This is a genomic window from Exiguobacterium chiriqhucha RW-2 (assembly GCF_000416965.1).
Taxonomy (GTDB): domain Bacteria; phylum Bacillota; class Bacilli; order Exiguobacteriales; family Exiguobacteriaceae; genus Exiguobacterium; species Exiguobacterium chiriqhucha.
The window spans coordinates 397177-417401 of record NZ_ATCL01000014.1 but is presented as its reverse complement, the minus strand read 5'-3'; the positions used below and the strand labels follow the sequence as shown (position 1 = coordinate 417401).

17 protein-coding genes are annotated in these 20225 nt (G+C 49.5%); 2 read left to right on the top strand and 15 right to left on the bottom strand.

Going from position 1 to position 20225, the window contains the following annotated elements; all coding sequences use genetic code 11:
* Nucleotides 1-8: 8 nt before the first annotated feature.
* From M467_RS21840 to M467_RS21795, 10 genes are all read right to left on the bottom strand, one after another.
* Nucleotides 9-1523, bottom strand: coding sequence for a UDP-glucose--hexose-1-phosphate uridylyltransferase (locus M467_RS21840; protein ID WP_021066297.1), 1515 nt, complete (start codon nt 1521-1523; stop codon nt 9-11).
* Nucleotides 1520-2527 carry a UDP-glucose 4-epimerase GalE gene (gene galE / locus M467_RS21835; protein WP_021066296.1) on the bottom strand — a complete coding sequence of 336 codons (1008 nt, stop codon included), beginning with the start codon at nt 2525-2527 and terminating at the stop codon, nt 1520-1522. The genes M467_RS21840 and galE overlap by 4 nt, the downstream gene beginning before the upstream one ends.
* A complete protein-coding gene (locus M467_RS21830; protein ID WP_031200040.1) occupies nt 2524-3699 on the bottom strand; it encodes a galactokinase in 1176 nt (391 codons plus the stop codon). Before M467_RS21830 ends, galE begins: the two co-directional genes overlap by 4 nt.
* Before the next feature lie 31 nt (nt 3700-3730).
* On the bottom strand, nt 3731-5797 hold the full coding sequence (locus tag M467_RS21825; protein WP_021066294.1) for an alpha-galactosidase: 2067 nt from the start codon (nt 5795-5797) through the stop codon (nt 3731-3733).
* Nucleotides 5794-7782 carry a beta-galactosidase gene (locus M467_RS21820; protein WP_021066293.1) on the bottom strand — a complete coding sequence of 663 codons (1989 nt, stop codon included), beginning with the start codon at nt 7780-7782 and terminating at the stop codon, nt 5794-5796. Before M467_RS21820 ends, M467_RS21825 begins: the two co-directional genes overlap by 4 nt.
* An 18-nt stretch (nt 7783-7800) precedes the next feature.
* Nucleotides 7801-8586 carry a carbohydrate ABC transporter permease gene (locus M467_RS21815; RefSeq protein WP_021066292.1) on the bottom strand — a complete coding sequence of 262 codons (786 nt, stop codon included), beginning with the start codon at nt 8584-8586 and terminating at the stop codon, nt 7801-7803.
* Between the two features lie 12 nt (nt 8587-8598).
* Entirely contained in the window at nt 8599-9552 is a 954-nt protein-coding gene (locus M467_RS21810) for a carbohydrate ABC transporter permease (protein WP_021066291.1), read from the bottom strand.
* A gap of 66 nt (nt 9553-9618) precedes the next feature.
* Nucleotides 9619-10920 (bottom strand): ABC transporter substrate-binding protein, encoded by a 1302-nt coding sequence (locus M467_RS21805; protein WP_021066290.1) that lies wholly within the window; start codon nt 10918-10920, stop codon nt 9619-9621.
* Between the two features lie 19 nt (nt 10921-10939).
* Nucleotides 10940-11386 (bottom strand): hypothetical protein, encoded by a 447-nt coding sequence (locus tag M467_RS21800; RefSeq protein WP_021066289.1) that lies wholly within the window; start codon nt 11384-11386, stop codon nt 10940-10942.
* A gap of 168 nt (nt 11387-11554) precedes the next feature.
* Complete coding sequence (locus tag M467_RS21795) at nt 11555-12706, bottom strand: ROK family transcriptional regulator (protein ID WP_021066288.1); 1152 nt, start codon at nt 12704-12706, stop codon at nt 11555-11557.
* 420 nt (nt 12707-13126) lie between these two features.
* Between M467_RS21795 and M467_RS21790 the strand changes: the two genes are divergently transcribed.
* Together M467_RS21790 and M467_RS21785 are read left to right on the top strand one after the other, a co-directional pair.
* On the top strand, nt 13127-13579 hold the full coding sequence (locus M467_RS21790) for a sigma factor (protein ID WP_021066287.1): 453 nt from the start codon (nt 13127-13129) through the stop codon (nt 13577-13579).
* A gap of 5 nt (nt 13580-13584) precedes the next feature.
* Complete coding sequence (locus M467_RS21785) at nt 13585-14493, top strand: tyrosine-type recombinase/integrase (RefSeq protein ID WP_021066286.1); 909 nt, start codon at nt 13585-13587, stop codon at nt 14491-14493.
* Between the two features lie 201 nt (nt 14494-14694).
* On the opposite strand, the gene murJ is transcribed toward M467_RS21785, so the two are convergent.
* From murJ to M467_RS21760, 5 genes are all read right to left on the bottom strand, one after another.
* The gene (gene murJ / locus M467_RS21780) at nt 14695-16209 is read right to left on the bottom strand and encodes a murein biosynthesis integral membrane protein MurJ (RefSeq protein WP_021066285.1); all 1515 of its coding nucleotides are present in this window, start codon (nt 16207-16209) and stop codon (nt 14695-14697) included.
* Complete coding sequence (locus M467_RS21775) at nt 16206-17102, bottom strand: hypothetical protein (RefSeq protein ID WP_144060658.1); 897 nt, start codon at nt 17100-17102, stop codon at nt 16206-16208. The genes murJ and M467_RS21775 overlap by 4 nt, the downstream gene beginning before the upstream one ends.
* Before the next feature lie 390 nt (nt 17103-17492).
* Nucleotides 17493-18008 (bottom strand): acyltransferase, encoded by a 516-nt coding sequence (locus M467_RS21770; protein ID WP_021066283.1) that lies wholly within the window; start codon nt 18006-18008, stop codon nt 17493-17495.
* A 12-nt stretch (nt 18009-18020) separates the two neighbouring features.
* Entirely contained in the window at nt 18021-19241 is a 1221-nt protein-coding gene (locus M467_RS21765) for a glycosyltransferase (protein ID WP_021066282.1), read from the bottom strand.
* Nucleotides 19241-20215 carry an SDR family oxidoreductase gene (locus tag M467_RS21760; protein WP_021066281.1) on the bottom strand — a complete coding sequence of 325 codons (975 nt, stop codon included), beginning with the start codon at nt 20213-20215 and terminating at the stop codon, nt 19241-19243. The genes M467_RS21765 and M467_RS21760 overlap by 1 nt, the downstream gene beginning before the upstream one ends.
* Between the last annotated feature and the right edge of the window lie 10 nt (nt 20216-20225).

Genomic DNA, 20225 nt, shown 5'->3' with positions numbered 1-20225 from the left:
CAACTAGTTTACCTGTTCATTCCCGTAGTCGTCGCCCCGTACTCCACTTTATCGACGTGGCTGAGAAACGAAGCCATGAACGCGGTAAAACGCTCCTGTCCTTCCGGCGTCTGTTTGAATACGCCCGCGTCCTCGAGCCCTTTGACGAACTTGTCGACGACGGCCTGATCGACAATCGTCTTCGCGTCGCCTTCTTTCGTCTTCAACTCGTCCGCCCACGCACGGTGCATGTCCGCGACGGCGACATCTTCGCCGGCCACATAGCGGACGACTTGTTCGAGTTCGGTCTTCAATCGGGCCGGCAACACGGCGAGCCCCATCACTTCAATCAAACCGATATTCTCACGTTTGATGTGGTGGACGTCGGCGTGCGGATGGAAGATGCCGTCCGGATGCTCATCGCTCGTCCGGTTGTTGCGAAGGACGAGGTCGAGCTCATAACGTCCGTCGCGGCGGCGCGCGATCGGTGTCACCGTATTGTGACGGGTGTCACCTGAATACGGGACGATATCACCGTCGGCATACTCGCGCCAGTGACCGAGCAACTGATTCGCCAACATGACGAGCTGCTCTTTCTGGCGTGAACGGAGCCGGACGACCGAGAGCGGCCAATAGAGCGTCTCGATTTCGACTTGATCGTAACGGTCCGAGCGATACGTCGAGACGACCTTGGCATCATCCATCGCAAACCGGTAGCGGCCGGCCTGGTAATGGTCGTGCGTCAAAATCGATCCACCAACAATCGGCAAGTCCGCGTTTGACCCAGCGAAGTAATGCGGGAACTGTGACACGAAGTCGAGCAGACGCTCGAACGCACCCCGGTCGATGACCATGTCCCGCACTTCATTCGATAACAAAATCGAGTGCTCGTTGTAGTAGAGGTATGGCGAATATTGGAACGACCACGCCTGTCCGCCGAGTGTGAGCGGGATGATGCGGTGATTGGCCCGGGCCGGATGTTTTAAGTGACCGCCGTAGCCTTCGTTTTCAATCGCGAGCAACCCTTTCGGATAGTTCGTCTCCGGCGTCGGTTGCAGGCGAGCCCGTGCAATCTCGCGCGGGTCCTTCTCCGGCTTCGACAGGTTGATCGTGATATCGAGCGTGCCGTAGCGGGTCGGTGCCTTGTACGTGATGTTGTTGGCGATCCGTTTCGTCTGGATATAGTTCGACGCCTGACTCATCTTATAGAAGAAATCCGTCGCCGCTTCAACATCGGCAGTTCGAAGCGCGTTGAACGTGCGCGTCACCTCGGACGGTTTCGAGACGAACACGTCCATGACCTCGGCCATGAATCGGTCCTTCTCTTCGAGCAAGTCGTCGACGAGCCCGCGTTCGACCGCGTGTTCTGTCAATGTCTCGAGCAGATTCGGGATCGAGTCGTGTGGGACGAACGTCGGTTTCGTGAAATCAAGCTGATTGATTCGGGCGAGGACACGGTTCCGCGAATAGATGCGGTCTTGTTCCGTGATTAGTTCCTCCCGAATCGCTGCCTCGACGAGCGCTTCAATCGTAGATTCGATCATCGTCTCACCCCTTCGACATGTTTATAGCCTTCTGGATGATGCTTGTGCCAGTTCCAAGCGTCGGCCAAAATGCCATCGACTGTCGACCGTTCCGGCACCCAGCCGAGTACTTGTTTCGCCTTGTCCGGTGACGCGATCAGCATCGCCGGGTCGCCGGCACGGCGTACACCCATCTGCACCGGGATGGCATGTCCCGTCACGCGGCGGGCCGCTTCAATGATTTCGAGCACCGATAGCCCCGTCTCCGTTCCGAGATTGAACACGTCGCTCGCGCCGCCCTGTTTCAAATAGTCGAGCGCGCGCACGTGGGCGTCGACGAGGTCTTGCACGTGGATGTAATCGCGGATACATGTCCCGTCCGGCGTTTGGTAGTCGTCACCGAACACGGTGATCGCGTCACGCTTCCCGTTCGCCACTTCGAGCACGAGCGGGATCAGATGTGTCTCCGGCATATGGTCCTCCCCGATTTCACCGGTCGGGTCGGCACCGGCGACGTTGAAGTAACGGAGCGCGACGAAACGGATGCCGAAGGCGCGGTCGCACCACTTCATCATCGTCTCCATCGCGAGCTTCGTCGCCCCGTACGTGTTCGTCGGGTTCGTCGCGGCCGTCTCGCGGATTGGCATCTCGGCTTGGTCGCCATATGTCGCGGCCGTCGAGGAGAAGACGATTCGGGTCACGCCGTGTTTGCGCATCGTCTCGAGCAACACTTGTGTCCCGAAGACGTTGTTGTCGTAATACTTCAACGGCTCATCCATCGACTCGCCGACGAGCGAGTTGGCCGCGAAATGGAGCACCTCAGTGATCGACTCGTTCGCGAACGTCCGATCCATGAAGGCACGGTCGCGAATATCCCCGTCATAGAAACGGACTTGTTTCGGCACCGACTCGATATGGCCGGTCTGAAGGTTGTCGATCACGATGACGTCTTCCCCGCGCGCAAGCAAGGCACGGACTGCATGGGAGCCGATGTAACCGGCCCCTCCGACGACGAGTACACTCATTTCACTTCCTCCTCTACGAGTTCACGCGCGCCGTCCCCGACGGACGCGATATAAAATGTCGGCGCATAGCCGATCTCTGCTTCATACACGGTCGACACGGTCTGCATGACCGCTTCCGTAGCCGTCTTGTCGACGATGGCGATGGCGCAACCACCGAAGCCGGCGCCTGTCATCCGGCTGCCGATGACGCCGTCACAACTTTGCGTCGCGGCGACGAGCGTGTCGAGCTCGCGGCCCGTCACTTCGTAGTCAGATTTTAGTGACGCGTGCGAGTCGTTCATCAGTTGACCGAACGCGTCGAGCCGTCCGTCCTCTAGCGCGTTGAAGGCAAGCTTCGTCCGTTCGTTCTCCGAGATGGCATGACGTGCCCGCTTCCGGAGCGTCTCCGGGAGCTCGTCCGCCACCGTCTCGAACGTCTCGACCGACAGTTGACCGAGCGAGGCGACGTCGAAATGCTGTTGCAACAGGCCAAGTGCCGTATCGCACTCGGTGCGGCGTTCGTTATATTTCGAGTCGGCGAGTTCACGGCGTTTGTTCGTGTTCATAATCAAAATGTCATAACCGTCGAGCTTGATTGGTGCGTAGTCGTGATGGAGCGTGTCACAGTCGAGCAGGATGGCGTGGTCCGCTTTTCCCATGCCGATTGCGAACTGGTCCATGATGCCACTGTTGACGCCGATGAAGTCGTTCTCGACGCGCTGTCCGAGATGGACGAGGGCAATCCGTTCGAGACCGAGTCCGTATACCTCATTGATCATGAGCGCCGTCACGAGTTCGAGCGAGGCCGACGATGACAAGCCGGCACCGTTCGGGATATTGCCGGCGAGAAGGAAATCGAATCCTCCGACCGCGTGCCCGTCCGCGCGCAGGAGCGCGACGACGCCTTTGACGTAGTTCGCCCAGTCATGCTGCGCGTCATACGTTCCGTCCGTCAGCGGGAACGAGATGATGCCGACGTCCTCGAAGTTGAGCGAGTAGACGCGGATCAGTTCATCCTCACGTTTCCGGACGAGCCCGTACGTGCCGAACGTGATGGCACATGGGAAGACGTGTCCTCCGTTGTAATCGGTGTGTTCGCCGATCAAGTTGATGCGGCCCGGTGCGAAGAAGCTTCGCTCGGGGATTGCCGAGAACACGGTCTCGAACTGTTCGTTCAGGTGTGCTGAATCAATTGAAAGCATACGACTCCATCCCTTTCTTTGCTCATGCCGGGCGGATGACCAGGCAATACGCGTCATAGTCCTGTTGTTGTGTGAGTGTGAGGCCTTGTTCCATCAAATAGCGTCCGCTCACGCGTCGGTCGTCGTAAACGTAGACGCGCTCCGGGTCGAGCCCGGCGAGTTTGACGCGCAATCGGTTCTTGCCGTAATGACGACGGTCGGCGTTGACGAGGACGACATAATCCTCACCGTCCGTATAGCCCATCGCATGTACCCCGTCCGTCTTGAGCGAGGCGAGGCGATAGCTCGTACCGTGCTGAACGAGCGGGCGGATCGACTTGTATGTCTTAATCCATTGTGCCGCCTCAACAAGCTCGTCCTTGCTCCATTCGAGCAGGTTGCCGCCGATGCCGAGCGTGCCTTGCATCGCGCTGACGAACCGATAACTGAGCGGGAGCGAGCGGCCGTTCAACCAGTTCGGTGCGTCCGTCACCCAGCAGCTCATCATCTTGGCGTTATAGGCGTACGAGAAGCCTTCCTGAATCTCGAGCCGGTCGAGCGCGTCGGTATTGTCGCTCGTCCACACTTGTTCGACACGGGTGAGCACACCGAGGTCGATCCGTCCCCCACCGCCGGCACATGACTCGAAGGCGACGTCCGGGTGTTTCGCCCGGAGCGTGTCGAGGATGCGATAGACGGCTTCCGTATGGCGGAGCCACAGCTCTTTCGCGTCGCGCAACTGTGGGCTGTCCGGCTCCGAGAAGGCCCGGTTCATGTCCCATTTGATATAGCGGATCGCATGCTTCGACAGCAGCTCGTCCAACAGACCGGTCACGTGCGCCTCGACTTCAGGGAGCGCCAAGTTCAACACGAACTGATTGCGCGACGTCGTCGATGGGCGTCCGCCCGTCTGGTAAACCCAATCGGGATGCGCCCGATACAAATCAGAATCCGGGTTGACCATCTCCGGTTCGACCCAGAGGCCGAACTGGAGGCCTTTGTCCTCGACGTAACGGATGAGCGGCTCGAGCCCGTTCGGGAACTTCGTCGTGTTGACGTGCCAATCCCCGAGACCAGCCGCATCCGAGTTCCGTTCGCCGAACCAGCCGTCGTCGACGACGAACAGCTCGCAGCCGATCGCGGCCGCCTCATCGACGAGCCGTTTCTGGCCGTCCTCGCTGACGTCGAAATACGTCGCCTCCCATGAGTTATACAGGACAGGGCGGAGCGTCTCGCGCGTCCGTTCCGGCATGATGACGTCGCGCTCGAAATCGTGCGCGTTCCGGCTCATGCCGCCAAAGCCCTGTTGCGTGTAACCGATATAGCCGGTCGGTGTTGTGAACGATTCACCCGCTTCAAGTTTCTTCGCGAAGTCGAACGGGTTGAGTCCGCCTGTCACTTGCGTGAAGCCGAACTGATCGCGTTCGAAGTGGATGGCCCAGTTACCAGAGTGACCGAGGAAGCCGTAGATGACCTCGCCGTTTTCTTCCGTCGCCGATTGGTCGAGCGCGAACCACGGATTGCTTTGGTGGCTCGTCAAGCCGCGGCGACTCTCAATCGTCTTCTTACCTGGTAGCAACTCGCCTTGCTGGAGCTGGAACTCGCTCGTCCACGCCCCTGAGAAATGACTGAGGCGAAGCTTCCGTTCCGTCAACCCGAGGCTGAACGACTGTGCGCCCTCGAGCGTCACGGTCTCCCCTGCTTTGAGCGTCATCTTGCGTTCGATGATGTCATACGCCGCATACACAGTGAAGTGGAGCGTCACGGTCAACTGTTGAATCGAGTCGACCAAGTCGATCTCGAGCGTGTCGCCATCGATGCATGCCTCCTGGAACGTGAAGGCATGCAGCCGTTCACGCTCCGTATGACTCTTCAACGTCGGTTCCGTATAGACGAGGTCACCGAACGAGGCGAATTCGTACGCGGCGACGCCTTCTGGTGTCTCAAATGACGAATGCAAAATGCGTGCGTCCGGCAGCTCGGCATAATCCAACTCAAGGAGCCGGCCACCGAGATATTGATGGACGAGTCGTCCGCGGGCGTCGACGTCGAACACGTAGGCGAGGTTTGTCCCTTCAATCACGAAGCGGTTTTCGATGCGGTAAATCATGCCTCCACCTCCTGCTTCAAGATGACGACGTCGAGCGGCTTGAGCTCGAGCTTGCTTAATACTGCTTCCCCGTCGAGCGTCTGCCAGTCGCCTGACACGTCGACCGTCGACGTCACGTCCGTTGAATGGTTCATATAGAAGCGGATGACGTACCCATCGCCGTGGCGGTCGACTTTCTCGACGTCGTCCGGGAGACGGTCGGCGTCGATGCCGGCGCGTGTGAGCGCCTCGTTGTAAATCACATCGAGCATCGCATCGTCGACCGATGAGCCGATATACGTCACGTCGCCCTTGTACGTGTGGCGTGTGACGGCGGCCGTCCCTTTATAGAACGCCTGCTCATACGTCGCGAGCACGTCGGCACCCTTAGGAGTGATCAAGTCGCACCAGATGTTCGCCTCGGACACATAGTCGCCGAGTTTGACTTGGTTCGACTGCACCGCCTGTAAGCTCTCATACTCGTCAATCTCGATGCCGGCGTATTTCGCGAACTTGCCCGGGAGCGTGTCGAAGTGACAGCGGTTGATCGGGTCTTTGACGCCCGTCCGGTATGTGAAGATGACGTGGCCCCCGTTCTCGATATAGTCGATGAGTGACGCATCGAACGTGTCATTTCCGAGGAAATAGAGCGGCACGACGACGAGTTTGTACTTGTCGAGCGCGTCGCCTGGGAAGACGATGTCCGTGTTGACGCCTTGGCGGACGGCCGCCCCGTAGAAGCGGACGAACTCTTGCTTGAAGTTGAACGCGTCCGAGTGCGGCTGATGCGTCCACGCCCATAGGTTCTCTTGGTCGAAGTAGACGGCGACGTCGGCCTTATATTCAGCCGCGTTGATTAGATCGCCATGCGTCGAGAGCTCTTTCATGACGCCTTGCACTTCATCGAACTTCCGTTTCGGCTTGCCGTCGTGGTCGATGATGCCGTGGCAGAACTCCTCGGTCCCGAAATGGGCGGCCCGGAAACGGAAATAGACGATTGCTTCGGCTCCGCGGGCGACGGCCTGATGCGTCCACAGACGGATGTGGCCCGGTCGCGGCAAGTAGCCGATCCGGCTCCAGCCTTGCGCACCACTGAGCTGCTCCATCACCCAGAAGCCTTTACCTTGTTTCGATGAGCGGCATAAGTCATGGTCATGTGCCGTCTTCTCGAAACGGTTCGGCTCCGGCAACCCGCCCCAGACCGGGTAGTTGTCGAACGAAACGTAATCGAGGTCTTGGGCCATCTGTTGCTGGTTGATCGCCATGTCGCTATAGACAAGGTTATGTGTGATGAACGCGTCGTCATGGATAAGCGGCCGGAGCGTGTCGACTTGGAGCTTGTTGAACGAACGGTACGCGTCCGAGCAGAAGCGGTCGAAGTCGACGAGGAGCGAGGGGTTGTGCTCTTGGAACACGGTACGAGGGACCGGAATCTGACTCCATGCCGAGTATGTATGGCTCCAGAAGACGGTCCCCCAGGCCGCGTTCAACGCGTCGAGCGTCTCATAGCGGTCTTGTAGCCAGGCTTGGAACGCGACTTGGTCGACGTCTCCGTACGAGCGGTCCGATTTCTCGTGGCCGTACTCGTTGTCGGTCTGCCAACCGATGACGGCCGGGTGTTTCCCATAACGCTCCGCCATCTTCCGCGTGATGCGCTCGCAATACTCGCGGTATACCGGGCTGTTGACCGTATAGTGGCGGCGGGCACCGAAACTGATGCGGACCCCGTCCGCCGTCACCGGCAAGATGTCCGGATATTTCTCGATCAACCAGGCCGGTGGCGTCGCCGTCGGCGTGCCTAGGATGACGTCGAAGTCCTTGCCGAACGTATCGACGACCTCGTCCCAAAACGAGAAATCGAACTCGCCGTCGGCCGGCTCCATCATCGTCCACGCGAACTCCGCCATGCGAATCACGTTGACACCAAGCTCTTTCATCAAGCGGACGTCCTCGTCCCATAGGGCGCGGTCCGTCTGTTCTGGATAATAATCTACACCTACATACATTTGATTCACCTCAATCGATTATTTGACCGCTCCCGAAGTCATGCCTTTCTGTAAGAAGCGTTGGAAGAAGATATAGAACACCATCGTCGGCAAGCTGATCAACACGAGCGAGGCGTATAGTTTACCTGGATCACCACCGAGCGCTTCCGTGAAGAACGTCGGAGCCATCGTCACCGTCTGATAGGCCGGGTCCGTCATGAACGTGAGGACCATCAGGTACTCGTTCCACGAGTTGAGGAACGCATAAATCGTCGCCGTCGCGAGCGCCGGCTTGGCGAGCGGCATCATGATCTTATAGAAGATTTGGAACGTGGTCGCCCCGTCGATATGGGCCGCTTCCATCAGTTCGTTCGGCAGCTCGTCGAAGTAGCTCTTGATGAGCATCAGACCGAACGGGAGGAAGAACGCCACCTCGGCGCCGATCAATCCCCAGTAGCTGTTCAAGCCGTCAAGGTTGCGCAGCGTGAAGAAGAGCGGGACGATGAGCGACGCGACCGGCAACATGAGCCCGGCCAAGACGAGGTTGAAGAGTAACCGTTTCCCCGCGAACTCGAGCTTCGAGAAGCCGAACGCCGCGAAGGCGAGAAACGAGATCGAGATGAGAATCATAAAGAACGCGACGATGAAACTGTTGAAGACAAACTGAGGGAAGTTCGGGTTCTGTAACGTCGCGATATAATTACTGAAGCCGTTGACCCGTAAACTCTCTTTGAACATGACGAAGATTGGGAACAACCAAATGACCGCCATGAGCGACAAGCCGAGATTGGTGAGCCATCTTCCTTTTTTCGTTTGGATTTCCATGGGTATCCCTCCTCAGTCCATTTTCTTCTGTACGCGTGTCTGGAAGTACGTGATGCTGAGCGCGATGATGAGCAAGATGATGGCGACGGCACTGGCGTAACCGACCTCTTGGTGCAACATCGATTTACGGAACAGGTACGTCGAGATGACCTCGGTCGAGTTACCCGGTCCGCCTTGCGTCGAGATCCAGACGATATCGAACGTCTTCAGTCCGCCGATGACCCCGAGGATCGTCAGCGTGAACGTCGTCCCTTTCAAGTTCGGGAACACGACGCTCCAGAGCGTGCGCCAGAAGCCGGCACCGTCGATATTGGCCGCCTCGAACACTTCACGCTCAATGGCGAGCATCGCCATGTAGTACATGATCATCGACGAACCCGTCCATTGGAAGATGTTGATCAAGATGATGGCGTATAAGGCGACGTCCTGGTCGCCGAGCCAGTTCTGTTCGAATGCACCGAGACCGACCATCCGGAGGAATTCGTTAATATAGCCGAACTGGAAGTCGAAGATTTGCGAGAACGCGGCACCGAGGACGACCGGGCTCAACACGACCGGGAAGAAGAACACCGACTTGAAGAACGTGCGGCCGACGCCTTTCGTGTGGAGCAGGTACGCCAAGACGAGCCCGAGACCGGCTTGAATCGTCACGGTCAAGACGGTGAAGATGCCCGTGTTCTTGAGCGCGTTATAAAATTCCGGGTCACTGAACATGCGGCCGAAGTTCTCAAAGCCGATGTACGTCTTCTCGAATGAGATGCCGTCCCACGAGAACAGCGAGTGATAGGCGTTATAGAAGATGCCGTAATAGATGAAGGCGATGACGAACAGGACGGTCGGGGCGACGAACGCCCAGCCGATCAAGTTCTTTTTCAGCCGTTCTTTCTTCTTCGTCGAATCCGGCCGTTTCGGCGGGACCGCCGACAGCTTCGGCTGTTCTTCCGGTAACTCGGTTGCGTGTTGCATAAGGTTCCCTCACTTTCCTATCAAAAAATCGAGCGCCAGTCAGGCTGGCTACTGGCGCTCGTTCGATTATTTACCTTGATCGGCGATGGCTTGGATGCGCGCGAGCGCTTCCTTCGCGTCTTGACCGCCGGCGATGTTTTGAAGTTCTTTGCCGAGCGTGTCGTATACTTTCGGGTCACGGATGCCGCGGCCCGCGACGGCGTTCTTCACCGTCTCGTTCAAGATTTTGTACGACTCGCGTTCCACGTCAGACGTGAACTTGTCCTCGTACGCGACTTCGATATCTTTGACGGCCGGAGCCATCTCGAACTTCTCCATGTAGAGCGCTTGGCCTTCGCCTTGCGTCATGTAGGCGATGAAGGCGGCAGCGCCGTCTTGTTGTTTCGACTCTTTGTTGACGCCGAGCGCCATGTCGATTGAGGCGATGACCGGTTGTTCTGTGCCGCCCGCGAGGTTCGGGAGCGGGACGAAACCGATCTCGTCTTCGAAGTTGTTCCACTTGTCACGTTTCTCGACCGTCGTCATTGAGTGGGCTTCCCATGAGCCGATGACCCACATCGCCGCCTTCTTGTCGAAGAAGTTGTTCATGCCGTCCATGTATGTCGCGAGACCGAGCGCCCCTTCTTGGAACACTTTGTCTTCGAACAGTTGTTGCCACAATTCGGCCGTCTCGACCATCTCTTTGTCCGTCCACTTCGCTTCGCCCTCAAGTACTTTTTGGATGTACCCTGGTGCGACCTGATGGCTCAAGACGTTGAAGACGTCGGTGCCGACCCAGGCGTCTTTCGCGCCGAGCTGCATCGGGATGACCTTGTCGCCCGAGGCGTTGATCTTGTCGATCGCCGCAATCGTCTCGTCATACGTCTTCGGCGGTGTCACGCCGTATTTGTCGAGCATCGTCTTGTTGTACATGAGGTACGCCTGGCCTGTGAATCCGACCGGTACCGCCATCTGTTCGCCGTCGACCGTCGTCTGTTCGACGCCGAGCTCGATCAACTTCTCTTTCCAGCCCGCGCCGGCCGCTTTGTCCATATAGTCTTTCGCCGGGACGAGACGGTCCTTGTATTGCGGGATCATCGGTTCTTTAAGCCCGATGACATCTGGGCCGTCACCGCCAAGCATGGCGACTTGGAGCTGTTGTTCATAGTCCTCGAGACGTTTGAACTTGACGACGTAGTCGTCTTGCGACTCGTTGAACGCCTTGGCCATGGCTTCCCCGACTTCTGGTTGTGGCGCCCAGCCCCACCAGTTGATGACCGGCTTGCCGTCTTCCGTCGTCGCGGCCGCCTCTTCCTTGCCGCCGCAAGCAGCGAGCAGTGATGACAAGACGAGTACCGATGATGCGAGTGCAATTGTCGTTTTCTTCATGTTCATTCTCCTTTGAATGTTATGCGACCAGCTTGAGGCAAAGCTCCCGAATCAAGTGGTCTGGCATCGGTTGGTCCCCGAGCCGGGTGAGTGTGTATGCGATCAATTCCAAATCAAATTGCCAATGGTCGTCTATGTACGATCCGACGACGTATAGATCGGCCCCGAACGGTAGCGCGTCCTGTTGCTTCAACCGCCATAGAAGCATCTCGAACACTCCGTCGAAGTCGTTCGTGCGGGCCTCGTTCAAGTCCGAGACGCGGAACAGCCGGATGTCGCGGGCCTCCTCGTCGTAGAGCCGGAAGATGCCGTCCCGCCGTGAGCGGGTGACGACGACACCGTCCGCTTTTGAGAACGCTTCCAATTCATTAAACGTTGAACCGTCCCGTGTGAACAGCCGTGTCGCCCCGTAGCGACCGAATATATCGTGAAACTTGTCTTTCAGAAATGGTGTCTCTATGTCCATGTCTACCCCTCCACTTTCCCGTTTGAGAGTGTCACCCCTTACTTAGTAAATTAAATTTATTATCTAACTACAAACAGACTATAGCATATCCTTTTTAGACTTGTAAACGGTTTCATACAAATTATTTTTCGACACAAAAAAATCGCCCTCGAGGTGAGAGCGATTGAATCATTGGATTTCGCCGAACAGTTGGTTCGTGATCAAGGCGGCCGCACCGAGCGCGCCATGGTTCGCATTCCACGGGACGACACGGATGTCCGTCTGGCGGGCATCCATCGTCAGCGCCGTCTGGGCGACCCGCTCCTGGATGTTGGCGACGACGTTCGGCGCGTAGTTGAAAAGCGGCCCCCCGAGCAGGATTCGGTTCGGGTTAAGCAGGTGGATCATGTTGAGCGTCGCGATGCCGATATATTCCCCGGCCCGCTCATACAGCTGCTGGATGTCGGCGTTCGTTCCGACGGCGTCCCTCAGGTCGTTCAGATTGAGCTCGTGGTTCAGCTGCCGAGCCTCGTTCAAGATGGCTCGTTCCCCGGCGACCGCCTCGAGACAGCCGCGATTGCCGCACGAGCAGATCGGCCCGTCGAGCATGATGCGCATATGGCCGATCTCCCCGGCGATATGATGCTCCCCGTCGATCAGCTCGCCGCCGTGGACGTAGGCGCCTCCGATGCCGTACCCGGCGTAGACGTAGAAGAACTCGTCGATGCCGATCGCCTCGCCGAAATAGAGTTCGCCCAAGGCGAGCGTCCGCACGTCGTTCTCGACGAAGACGTTCTGGTTCAGACGCTGTTCGAGTTCTTGTTTGAGTGGGATGTCATGCAAGTGGAAGCGCGGCGCGAACAGGACTATCCCATTCCCCGCCTCGACCATCCCGTGGACGGACACCCCGAGCCCGATGACATCGCCTTCGGCCTTGCCGGCCAGTTCTATGTAAAGTGTCACGATGGCCTCGATGAACTCCTCGTTCGTGTCGAACCGCTCGTCATGCCATGCCTCACCTAACATCTCCCCATGGATGTTCGTCACGACGCCGTGCAGTCGTCGCTGCGTCGCGTCGATGCCGATGACAAAACGGTCACTGGCCGCGAGTTCAAGCATGATCGGCCGTCGTCCCCCGCTCGAGACGCCGAGTTCGCGCTCGTTGATCAGCCCTTCTTCTTTCAGTTCGTTGACGATGTTCGAGATCGTCGGCTTCGTCAAACTCGTCGCCTTGGCGAGCTCGACCCGGGACACCGGCTGATGGAGCCGGATGAGCCGGAGGATGAGCGAGCGGTTATACGTCCGCATCCATTTCGAGTTCCGTGGTGTCGTCTTCCCCATAACTGTTCCACCCATTTCTTTGCTTTTTTCTTAGTATAGCATGTCGGAGAAACCGGTCATGGGGTGACTGAACTAATTTGACAAATTAATCCTTCTCGGTAGAGACGATGCGATCCTTGAATCACTTGTGAGAACTCAGTGAAGGTGATCATCAAAGTACTGCTCATTCTTTCATAGCTTGTTTGATAAATCCCGAGTCAATATCCCCCTCTATTCTTCTATCACAAGGAAGGAAACGCTATTCCCCCCTTTTCAGTCGTTGTGCCGCCGTTGTCTTACGCCTCTGTCACCTTACGCCCTATATTATCGGAGATATCCCCGGGCTTATGTGTGATAAGGGCAATGGTGTGACGGGGGGAATAGCGTTTATACTCGGTCTAACCTAGGAATTACGCAGAGCGCTCGGAAAAGAATCGACCGATGAAAACAATTGATGAACAAATCCATGAGTGGGAGCCGATGATCCATTATGTCGTCCGACACTTGAACATCCACCCGAATGAACAAGAAGACTGTGCCCAAATCGCACGCATCGCTTTGTGGGAAGCATTGAATCGGGGGTGCACGTTATCAAAGACGTACTGCTTCCAACGAGTCCGCGGGGCCATCTTGAATCATCAACAAAAGAATGCTCGCCACTTGAAACATGAAGTCGTAGCCGAACGGATTCCAGAACAATGTATGACGTCCGAGCGCCATCTGTTCGACTGGCTTGATGAACAACGAGTGAAACTGTCATCACGCCACTTCGAACTTCTCTGTCACCTGATTGATGGGACCGAACAGACGCTGACCTATTCCGCGAGCCGATTGCGGGCTTACAAGGCAGACGTTCAACGTGAACTGAGAGAAGACATCTATTCGAAGGAGTGAAGAACATGGAATGCATGACAATCGAAGAGGCCATCTCCATTTATTTAGAGGATGTGGAGTTCAGACAACGTAAATCGCAAGACACCGTGAAAACATATCGAAATACCTTACGTCGATTTGAGAACATGATGGACGAGGCGAACGTGACCTTATTAAAAGACGTGGACGAAACCGCCCACGCCTATGCGTATCGAGATGAACTCGTTGACTGTGAGCGAGCGTTCAATACGATTAAGAAATATGTAAGTGTGCTCAAAACATTCATGGCTTATTCGGTCGAGAAAGGATGGATTACACGCAATCCGTTCGCACAGGTCAACGTGTCTGGCGCAGAGGCAAGACGACAGTCCATTATCCTGAGCCGTGAACAGCTGCATCAAATCTTATATCATGCCGACAACGCGACCCTATATAACATTTATATGATTGGTTGCGATGCAGGTTTTCGAATCAGCGAGACGCTAAATTTAACGATTGAAGATGTCGCGTTTGATACGAATGAGCTTGTCATCCGGCATGGGAAGGGCAACAAGATGCGGGAAGTACCGATGAGTGATCGTTTGCGTGACGCATTGCTTCGTTACATTCAATGCGAGCGGCCAAAGACTGATGCAGAGTCTCCTTATTTGTTTATCATGCCGCGTGGTACGAAAGTCCGTGCGAACTACGTGAACGAGTATTTGCAGAAAGTGTCGAACGAACAGCTCGGCTTTGGAATCACGAGCCACGTTCTTCGACACAGTTTTGCGACGGAGTTGCATAACGCAGGTGTCAATATCACTAAAATCAGTCGTTTGCTAGGCCACGCATCCACCGAGACTACCGAGTTGTATCTGCATATTTCCAAGGAACAAAAACAAGAGACGATCGAAGTCTTAAATGCAAAGAATAGACTCATCCAATTAAAAAACTGAAAAGAAAAAGGCGTCATTCTGACAATAGTCAGGACATACGCCTTTTTAAATTGAGCAATGAAAATCAATTTTTTTAGTTAGACAACAATTCGAGATATAGACTATAGATCTTTTTAAACCTCTCTAACACTTTCCGCTTGCTGAAAGACTACATCACTTCTACACTAAACTGCTCCATAATGTGAACAATAATATAGTTTTCTATTTCATTTTTTCTTTTATTGCATTCAATAAAATTTCGACATCTTTTATTTTCAATAAAAGAATTAAAACACCATAAAATAAAGTTGCAATTACTATTGATATTAAAAGAGATGTATTCCCAGATAAAAAACTATTGAAATATATATAACTTTGTTTTGCAAACATTCCCATAAATGATGAGGCCAATAAAATTTTCATGAATGAAATAAAAATAGACTTCATTCCTAAAGGACCAATTTTTTTTCTTAAACTAATAAATAGTAGCGTTGTCGTAATAATGGCCGCTATAGAGGTGGCAAGCGCAAGACCTCCAATGCCTAAATACTCCGATAAAATTATATTAAGTACAATATTAATTATCATCCCATAGGTAGCGTTCAACATTGGTGTTTTTGTATCTTTCAAAGCATAATATATTCTTGAAATTATTAGCCGCAAGGATACACCGACAATACCAAACGAATAAAAAAACAATGCAGAACTCGTTAAGGTTAAGGCCTCTTGATCAAAAGCTCCACGTCCGTACAACAATTTTATAATAGGCTCGGAGAGTACCATTAACCCAACTGTCGCTGGTAAAACAAATAACAGTACTCCGATTGTCGCCTCGCGAAAAGACTTTAGAAAGCCTTCCTGATCACCCTGATTGATTTTTTTTATAATAGTTGGATAAAGTACTGTTGCAATTGAAAACACAAAAATCCCATAAATAAATCCATTAAGTTTATTAGCGTAATTTAGCGCTGATATCCCACCTACGGCAACACTTGATGCTATAGTTCGGTCAACCAATACATTAATTTCGTTAACTGATACTCCTATGATTACTGGGATAGATAAATAAATCATTTCTTTAAGATTTTGATCATTTTTTTCATAGTATAAGTTTAGTTTGAAACTTATTTTTTTCATCAATGGGGTCAACAGGAATAACTGAGCAATCATTGATATTAATGTCCCAATAGACAAAATCATCAATTCTTGATAAAACCAACTGAGGTATATTGAAAAAATTACAACTGTATTCATTACTATTCCCGTTAATGCTGGTACGAGATAATAATTTTTATACTGTAGTAAAGCAGTAAGGATATTAACCATCATCATTGAATAAATCCCAAAAATTGTTATTCTTGAAAATTCAATTGCTATTTCGGTAGTAGGATTATCAAAACCTGAAGCAAATAGTTTAATAATCTGGGGTGTGAACACATAACTAATTACCACAATCAAAGTCATAATTAGTAAAAGGTGTGAAATTAAATTCCGAGTGAATTTTACGGCTTTTTTTTCACCTATGTCATTTTCAATACTTGCGTATATCGGTATAAAACTAGTGGACAAAGATTTTCCAATAAAGGCGAATATAACCATCGGTATTGTTAAAGAGATTAAATAAGCATCACTTATATTTGAAGCGCCATAAAAATAAGATAGCGCAAGCTCTCTAAAAAAACCTGTTATTTGAGAAGCGATAGATATTAACATTAAAATTAATGCGATTTTCCTCATGACTTAACCAACTTATTGTAAGTTTTGTTCTTTGAAGCATAGCCTACTAATGCAGAAAACATATAACTAATTAACAGTAATAGAATAATCCTTTTATTTAAATTGATGGTATATTCTAAACTACTTCTATGGATATAAAATGACCAAAAACTTAGTAGGATCACCATTAGTACTCTAAAATTACCATACGATTTTCTAAATAAACCGTTCCCTACATACAAAACCATATTAAACAGAAGCACGAAGATAAATAGCAAACCCCATCCACCTGCTGATAACATTTCAGCCCAAATGTTGCTCCCCATCCCATAAGTCACCTCAGGAAATAGTTGCTGTTGGAACAAATTGTTAAATGTAACGCTAGTTGCACCTAATCTATTACCGAATGGAACGAGCTGATTTAATAATCCTGTGAAATGACCCATTCCTACGTAAAAATCATGTTTTATAGTTTCATTTAAAATAGTTTGAATAGCAAATGGTTCTGAAAACTTTACCGTTTCAAGATAGAAGTAAGGATTAGTAAGCTTTTCGAATACTTCTGTCCACATTTTTAATTTTATATGAATATACAAATATTTATACACAAAGAAGAACAAAGCAAATAGTACACTTATCGAAACTAATTTAAATCGTTTGAACAAAATACTTTGTTTTCCTTGAGAATTAAAAACTATAGTCATAATAGAAATTAACGCAATTGCAGGAATCGTCCGATCTCCCGTGTATATGATAAAAGCAATCATTGCTAAATAAACCAAAAATGATTTTTTATTATTATTTAAATAGGCTAATACTATCCCAATACAAACAGCATTTTCCCATATTTTAGACCAAGAGTTTATTTCTAACATCATTTCTTTTTTATCTGCTAAAAATAAGCTACTACCCATCGTTAACATCATCATTATAAAGCTAACTATCGTAATGATATTTATCATAATATAAGTATACTCGGAGTTCTGAAAATCATATTTAATTAGGTGCTCGTCACTTATGTGATAGTAGTCGTAAATTATAGCAGTTATAACAATTGACACAGGTATTAAGCACATAATGAAGTACGTTTCCATTAATAAGTCAGTTATAATCCACCCAGGAAGAAAGGTTGTGCCAAAGAAACCTGGTAAAAAATAGACCATTGAAGAAACATAAGCAATTGAAAAAAAATCAAAAGTTCGTTTATTAATAAAAAAATATATAAATCCAAGTATACACACTATGTAAAAAATAATAGACATCTAAATTTACCTCATTTCTTTCACACAGATCTGGTTATCTACTTACGCTCTGTCCTTCACTTTACTCATGATCTCATCTTTTCTTTCATCATATTTCTTTATATTTGAAATCAGAATTTTTTTAGCATCAATTTTTTCAAAGTACTCATCAAGAGTGCTAATTACTTTAGCAGGATTTCCTCCCACTATAGTTCCAGGAGGAACGTCTTTAGTAACTACTGATCCAGCTCCTACGATGCTATTAGGTCCAATTTTAACGCCTGGTAAAATAATCGAATTAACACCAATCATACAATTATCGCCAACTTCAATCTTTGCCATCAATTCATATTTTTCTTCGCCAACTATCCGATTGATTTTTTTATAATTTAATACAGTTCCAATAGAAGCATCATGAGTAATAAACTTTACACCTGAAGTGATAGTGCAGTTCGATCCGATTGTAACTAAGTATGGTTCCGATCCAAAGTTATTAATACTAGTTAAAATCCTGGTACCTTTTCCTACCTTAAGATTCTTTTTAGTAAATACATAATTTTTTATTTTTTTTAGTATCATTTATTATCTACCTCACTTAAAAGATAATATATCTTTTTGTTTTAATAACCATGTAGAATAGCCAAAATCGTTTGATCTTTGAAGGGACTTTTTTGAAAACTCTTGTCTATTTTTTTCATCTAGTAGTTCAATAATTCCTTCTGCTAAATGAATATCATCCTTTTCTAATATGTTTGGTTCATAGTTTTCTTTTGCACTCATTCTTTGAGTCAAAATCCCAAATTCCGAATATTTTATTCCTTTAAATTCTTCATTGATATTAAACGTTGACGATAAAATTTCTCTTGGTCCTGAAGGACAATCAGCAGCAACAACCGGGAGACCGCATGACATCGCCTCCACTAAAGCATTCGGAAATCCTTCAAAGACTGAAGAAAGTACGTACATATTACTTTTACTAAAGTATTTATATGGATTTTCTTTGTAGCCTAAAAAAACTATTGATTGTTCAATTTTTAATTGTTTCGCTAAGTTTAAAACTTTTTCTTTGTTATTGTTAAAATCGGTTCCCAAAATAACCAATAGCATGTCTTCTTTTTTGTTAAGTACAATTGAAAATGCTTTTAAAAGGTGCCAATAACCCTTTTCATGACGAAAAGTACCTGCACTAATAATCACATTTTTCTTTTCAAAGATTTTCTCTTCTGCTTCATTTAGAGATTCTTGAGATAATTCTCTAATAGTATCTAGGTCATATCCATTATGAATTGTATAAACTTTCTCTGACGGAAGATTGTACTCTTTAATTAGAGTTTGAGTAATGAGTTCTGATACAGAAACAACTTTGTCGGCCTTGTTGCAAATGTATACAGAAATAGGTTTCAATAATAAACGATCAATAAGTGTTTTTCCTGTTCGGATTCTCTTATAGCCTCTAATTGAGATTAATTTTTTATCTTCGCCTTTACTAAAAATATTCACAATATTAGCTGTATCACCAAAGCTATAAGTAATATCAATGTTATTATCCCGTTTAATTTTTTTATATTTTAACACTCTTTTTATTACATTTAATGCTTTAGAAAATACGTTATTCTCCGAAGATGAAGGTACACCTAACGAAATAACTTCACAACCTACTTTATACGTTACTATTGAATCGTCAAAAACGACCACTTTAATATTAAAATCTTCAGTTAATAAGAAAGAGAGTCTTGAAACAACTCTCTCGGCCCCCCCATGTCTAAGTTGGGGAATTAGTAAAACTATATTCTTTTTAGAATGACTTCCCATCATAAGTTCTCCTTATACCATTCAATAGCTTCCAAAATCCCCTGCTCAAAACTATATTCTGGTTTATAATCCATTTCTGCTCGTGCTTTAGAAATGTCTGCATTACTATGCTTAATATCCCCGGCTCTCTCAGGTAAATAAATCGGATCTATCTTTTTATCAAGCGATTCCGTTAACATGTGATAAACATCAATTAAATACTCTTGGCCGCCAAACGCTACATTGTAGGCATTACCTGCAAATTCACTTGATGTTTGACAAGCTTTTAAATTGGCTTCGATAACATTCTCGATGTAAGTGAAGTCACGACTTTGCTTACCATCTCCATTTATAGAAGGTGCTTCGTCATTCAACAATTGCTTTAGAAATTTCGGAATTACAGCAGCATATGCACCTTCCGGATTTTGGCGCCGTCCAAATACATTGAAGTATCTCAATCCATATGTATCTAATTCATATAGATTACTGTAAAGGCGCGCATACTCCTCATCTACCTTTTTAGTTAAGGCATACGGAGAAAGAACCTTCCCTTCTCTTCCCTCAATTTTTGGTAGCGTTGGCTCATCACCATATACCGATGAACTTGACGCATAGACAAATTTCTTCACGTTATTTTGTCTTGCAGCCTCTAACATATTTAACGTCCCTTTGATGTTAATATCTTCGTACAACAAAGGCATTTCAATACTACGAGGAACACTTCCCCAAGCAGCTTGATGAAGGACAAAGTCTACGCCTTTACATGCATCAAGACATATCTCTAAGTCTCTAATATCGCCTTCAATAAATTCATAGTTCTCATGATTTATAAACATTTCAACATGTTTTGGGTTCCCTGTAGATAAATTATCCAGACATCTCACCCGGTACCCCTTATTCAAAATAGCTTCACAAAGGTTAGAGCCGATAAAACCGGCTCCACCTGTAACTAAAAATAATGAATCTTCTTCAAATACAACGTTTTCGTATCCCATGAATAAACTC

Bases quoted from the DNA above. Each gene is read 5' to 3' on its own strand.
- M467_RS21840 (WP_021066297.1), bottom strand. From the start codon at position 1,523: ATGATCGAATCTACGATTGAAGCGCTCGTCGAGGCAGCGATTCGGGAG.
- galE (WP_021066296.1), bottom strand. From the start codon at position 2,527: ATGAGTGTACTCGTCGTCGGAGGGGCCGGTTACATCGGCTCCCATGCA.
- M467_RS21825 (WP_021066294.1), bottom strand. From the start codon at position 5,797: ATGATTTACCGCATCGAAAACCGCTTCGTGATTGAAGGGACAAACCTC.
- M467_RS21820 (WP_021066293.1), bottom strand. From the start codon at position 7,782: ATGTATGTAGGTGTAGATTATTATCCAGAACAGACGGACCGCGCCCTA.
- M467_RS21815 (WP_021066292.1), bottom strand. From the start codon at position 8,586: ATGGAAATCCAAACGAAAAAAGGAAGATGGCTCACCAATCTCGGCTTG.
- M467_RS21810 (WP_021066291.1), bottom strand. From the start codon at position 9,552: ATGCAACACGCAACCGAGTTACCGGAAGAACAGCCGAAGCTGTCGGCG.
- M467_RS21805 (WP_021066290.1), bottom strand. From the start codon at position 10,920: ATGAAGAAAACGACAATTGCACTCGCATCATCGGTACTCGTCTTGTCA.
- M467_RS21800 (WP_021066289.1), bottom strand. From the start codon at position 11,386: ATGGACATAGAGACACCATTTCTGAAAGACAAGTTTCACGATATATTC.
- M467_RS21795 (WP_021066288.1), bottom strand. From the start codon at position 12,706: ATGGGGAAGACGACACCACGGAACTCGAAATGGATGCGGACGTATAAC.
- M467_RS21790 (WP_021066287.1), top strand. From the start codon at position 13,127: ATGAAAACAATTGATGAACAAATCCATGAGTGGGAGCCGATGATCCAT.
- M467_RS21785 (WP_021066286.1), top strand. From the start codon at position 13,585: ATGGAATGCATGACAATCGAAGAGGCCATCTCCATTTATTTAGAGGAT.
- murJ (WP_021066285.1), bottom strand. From the start codon at position 16,209: ATGAGGAAAATCGCATTAATTTTAATGTTAATATCTATCGCTTCTCAA.
- M467_RS21775 (WP_144060658.1), bottom strand. From the start codon at position 17,102: ATGGGTAGTAGCTTATTTTTAGCAGATAAAAAAGAAATGATGTTAGAA.
- M467_RS21770 (WP_021066283.1), bottom strand. From the start codon at position 18,008: ATGATACTAAAAAAAATAAAAAATTATGTATTTACTAAAAAGAATCTT.
- M467_RS21765 (WP_021066282.1), bottom strand. From the start codon at position 19,241: ATGGGAAGTCATTCTAAAAAGAATATAGTTTTACTAATTCCCCAACTT.
- M467_RS21760 (WP_021066281.1), bottom strand. From the start codon at position 20,215: ATGGGATACGAAAACGTTGTATTTGAAGAAGATTCATTATTTTTAGTT.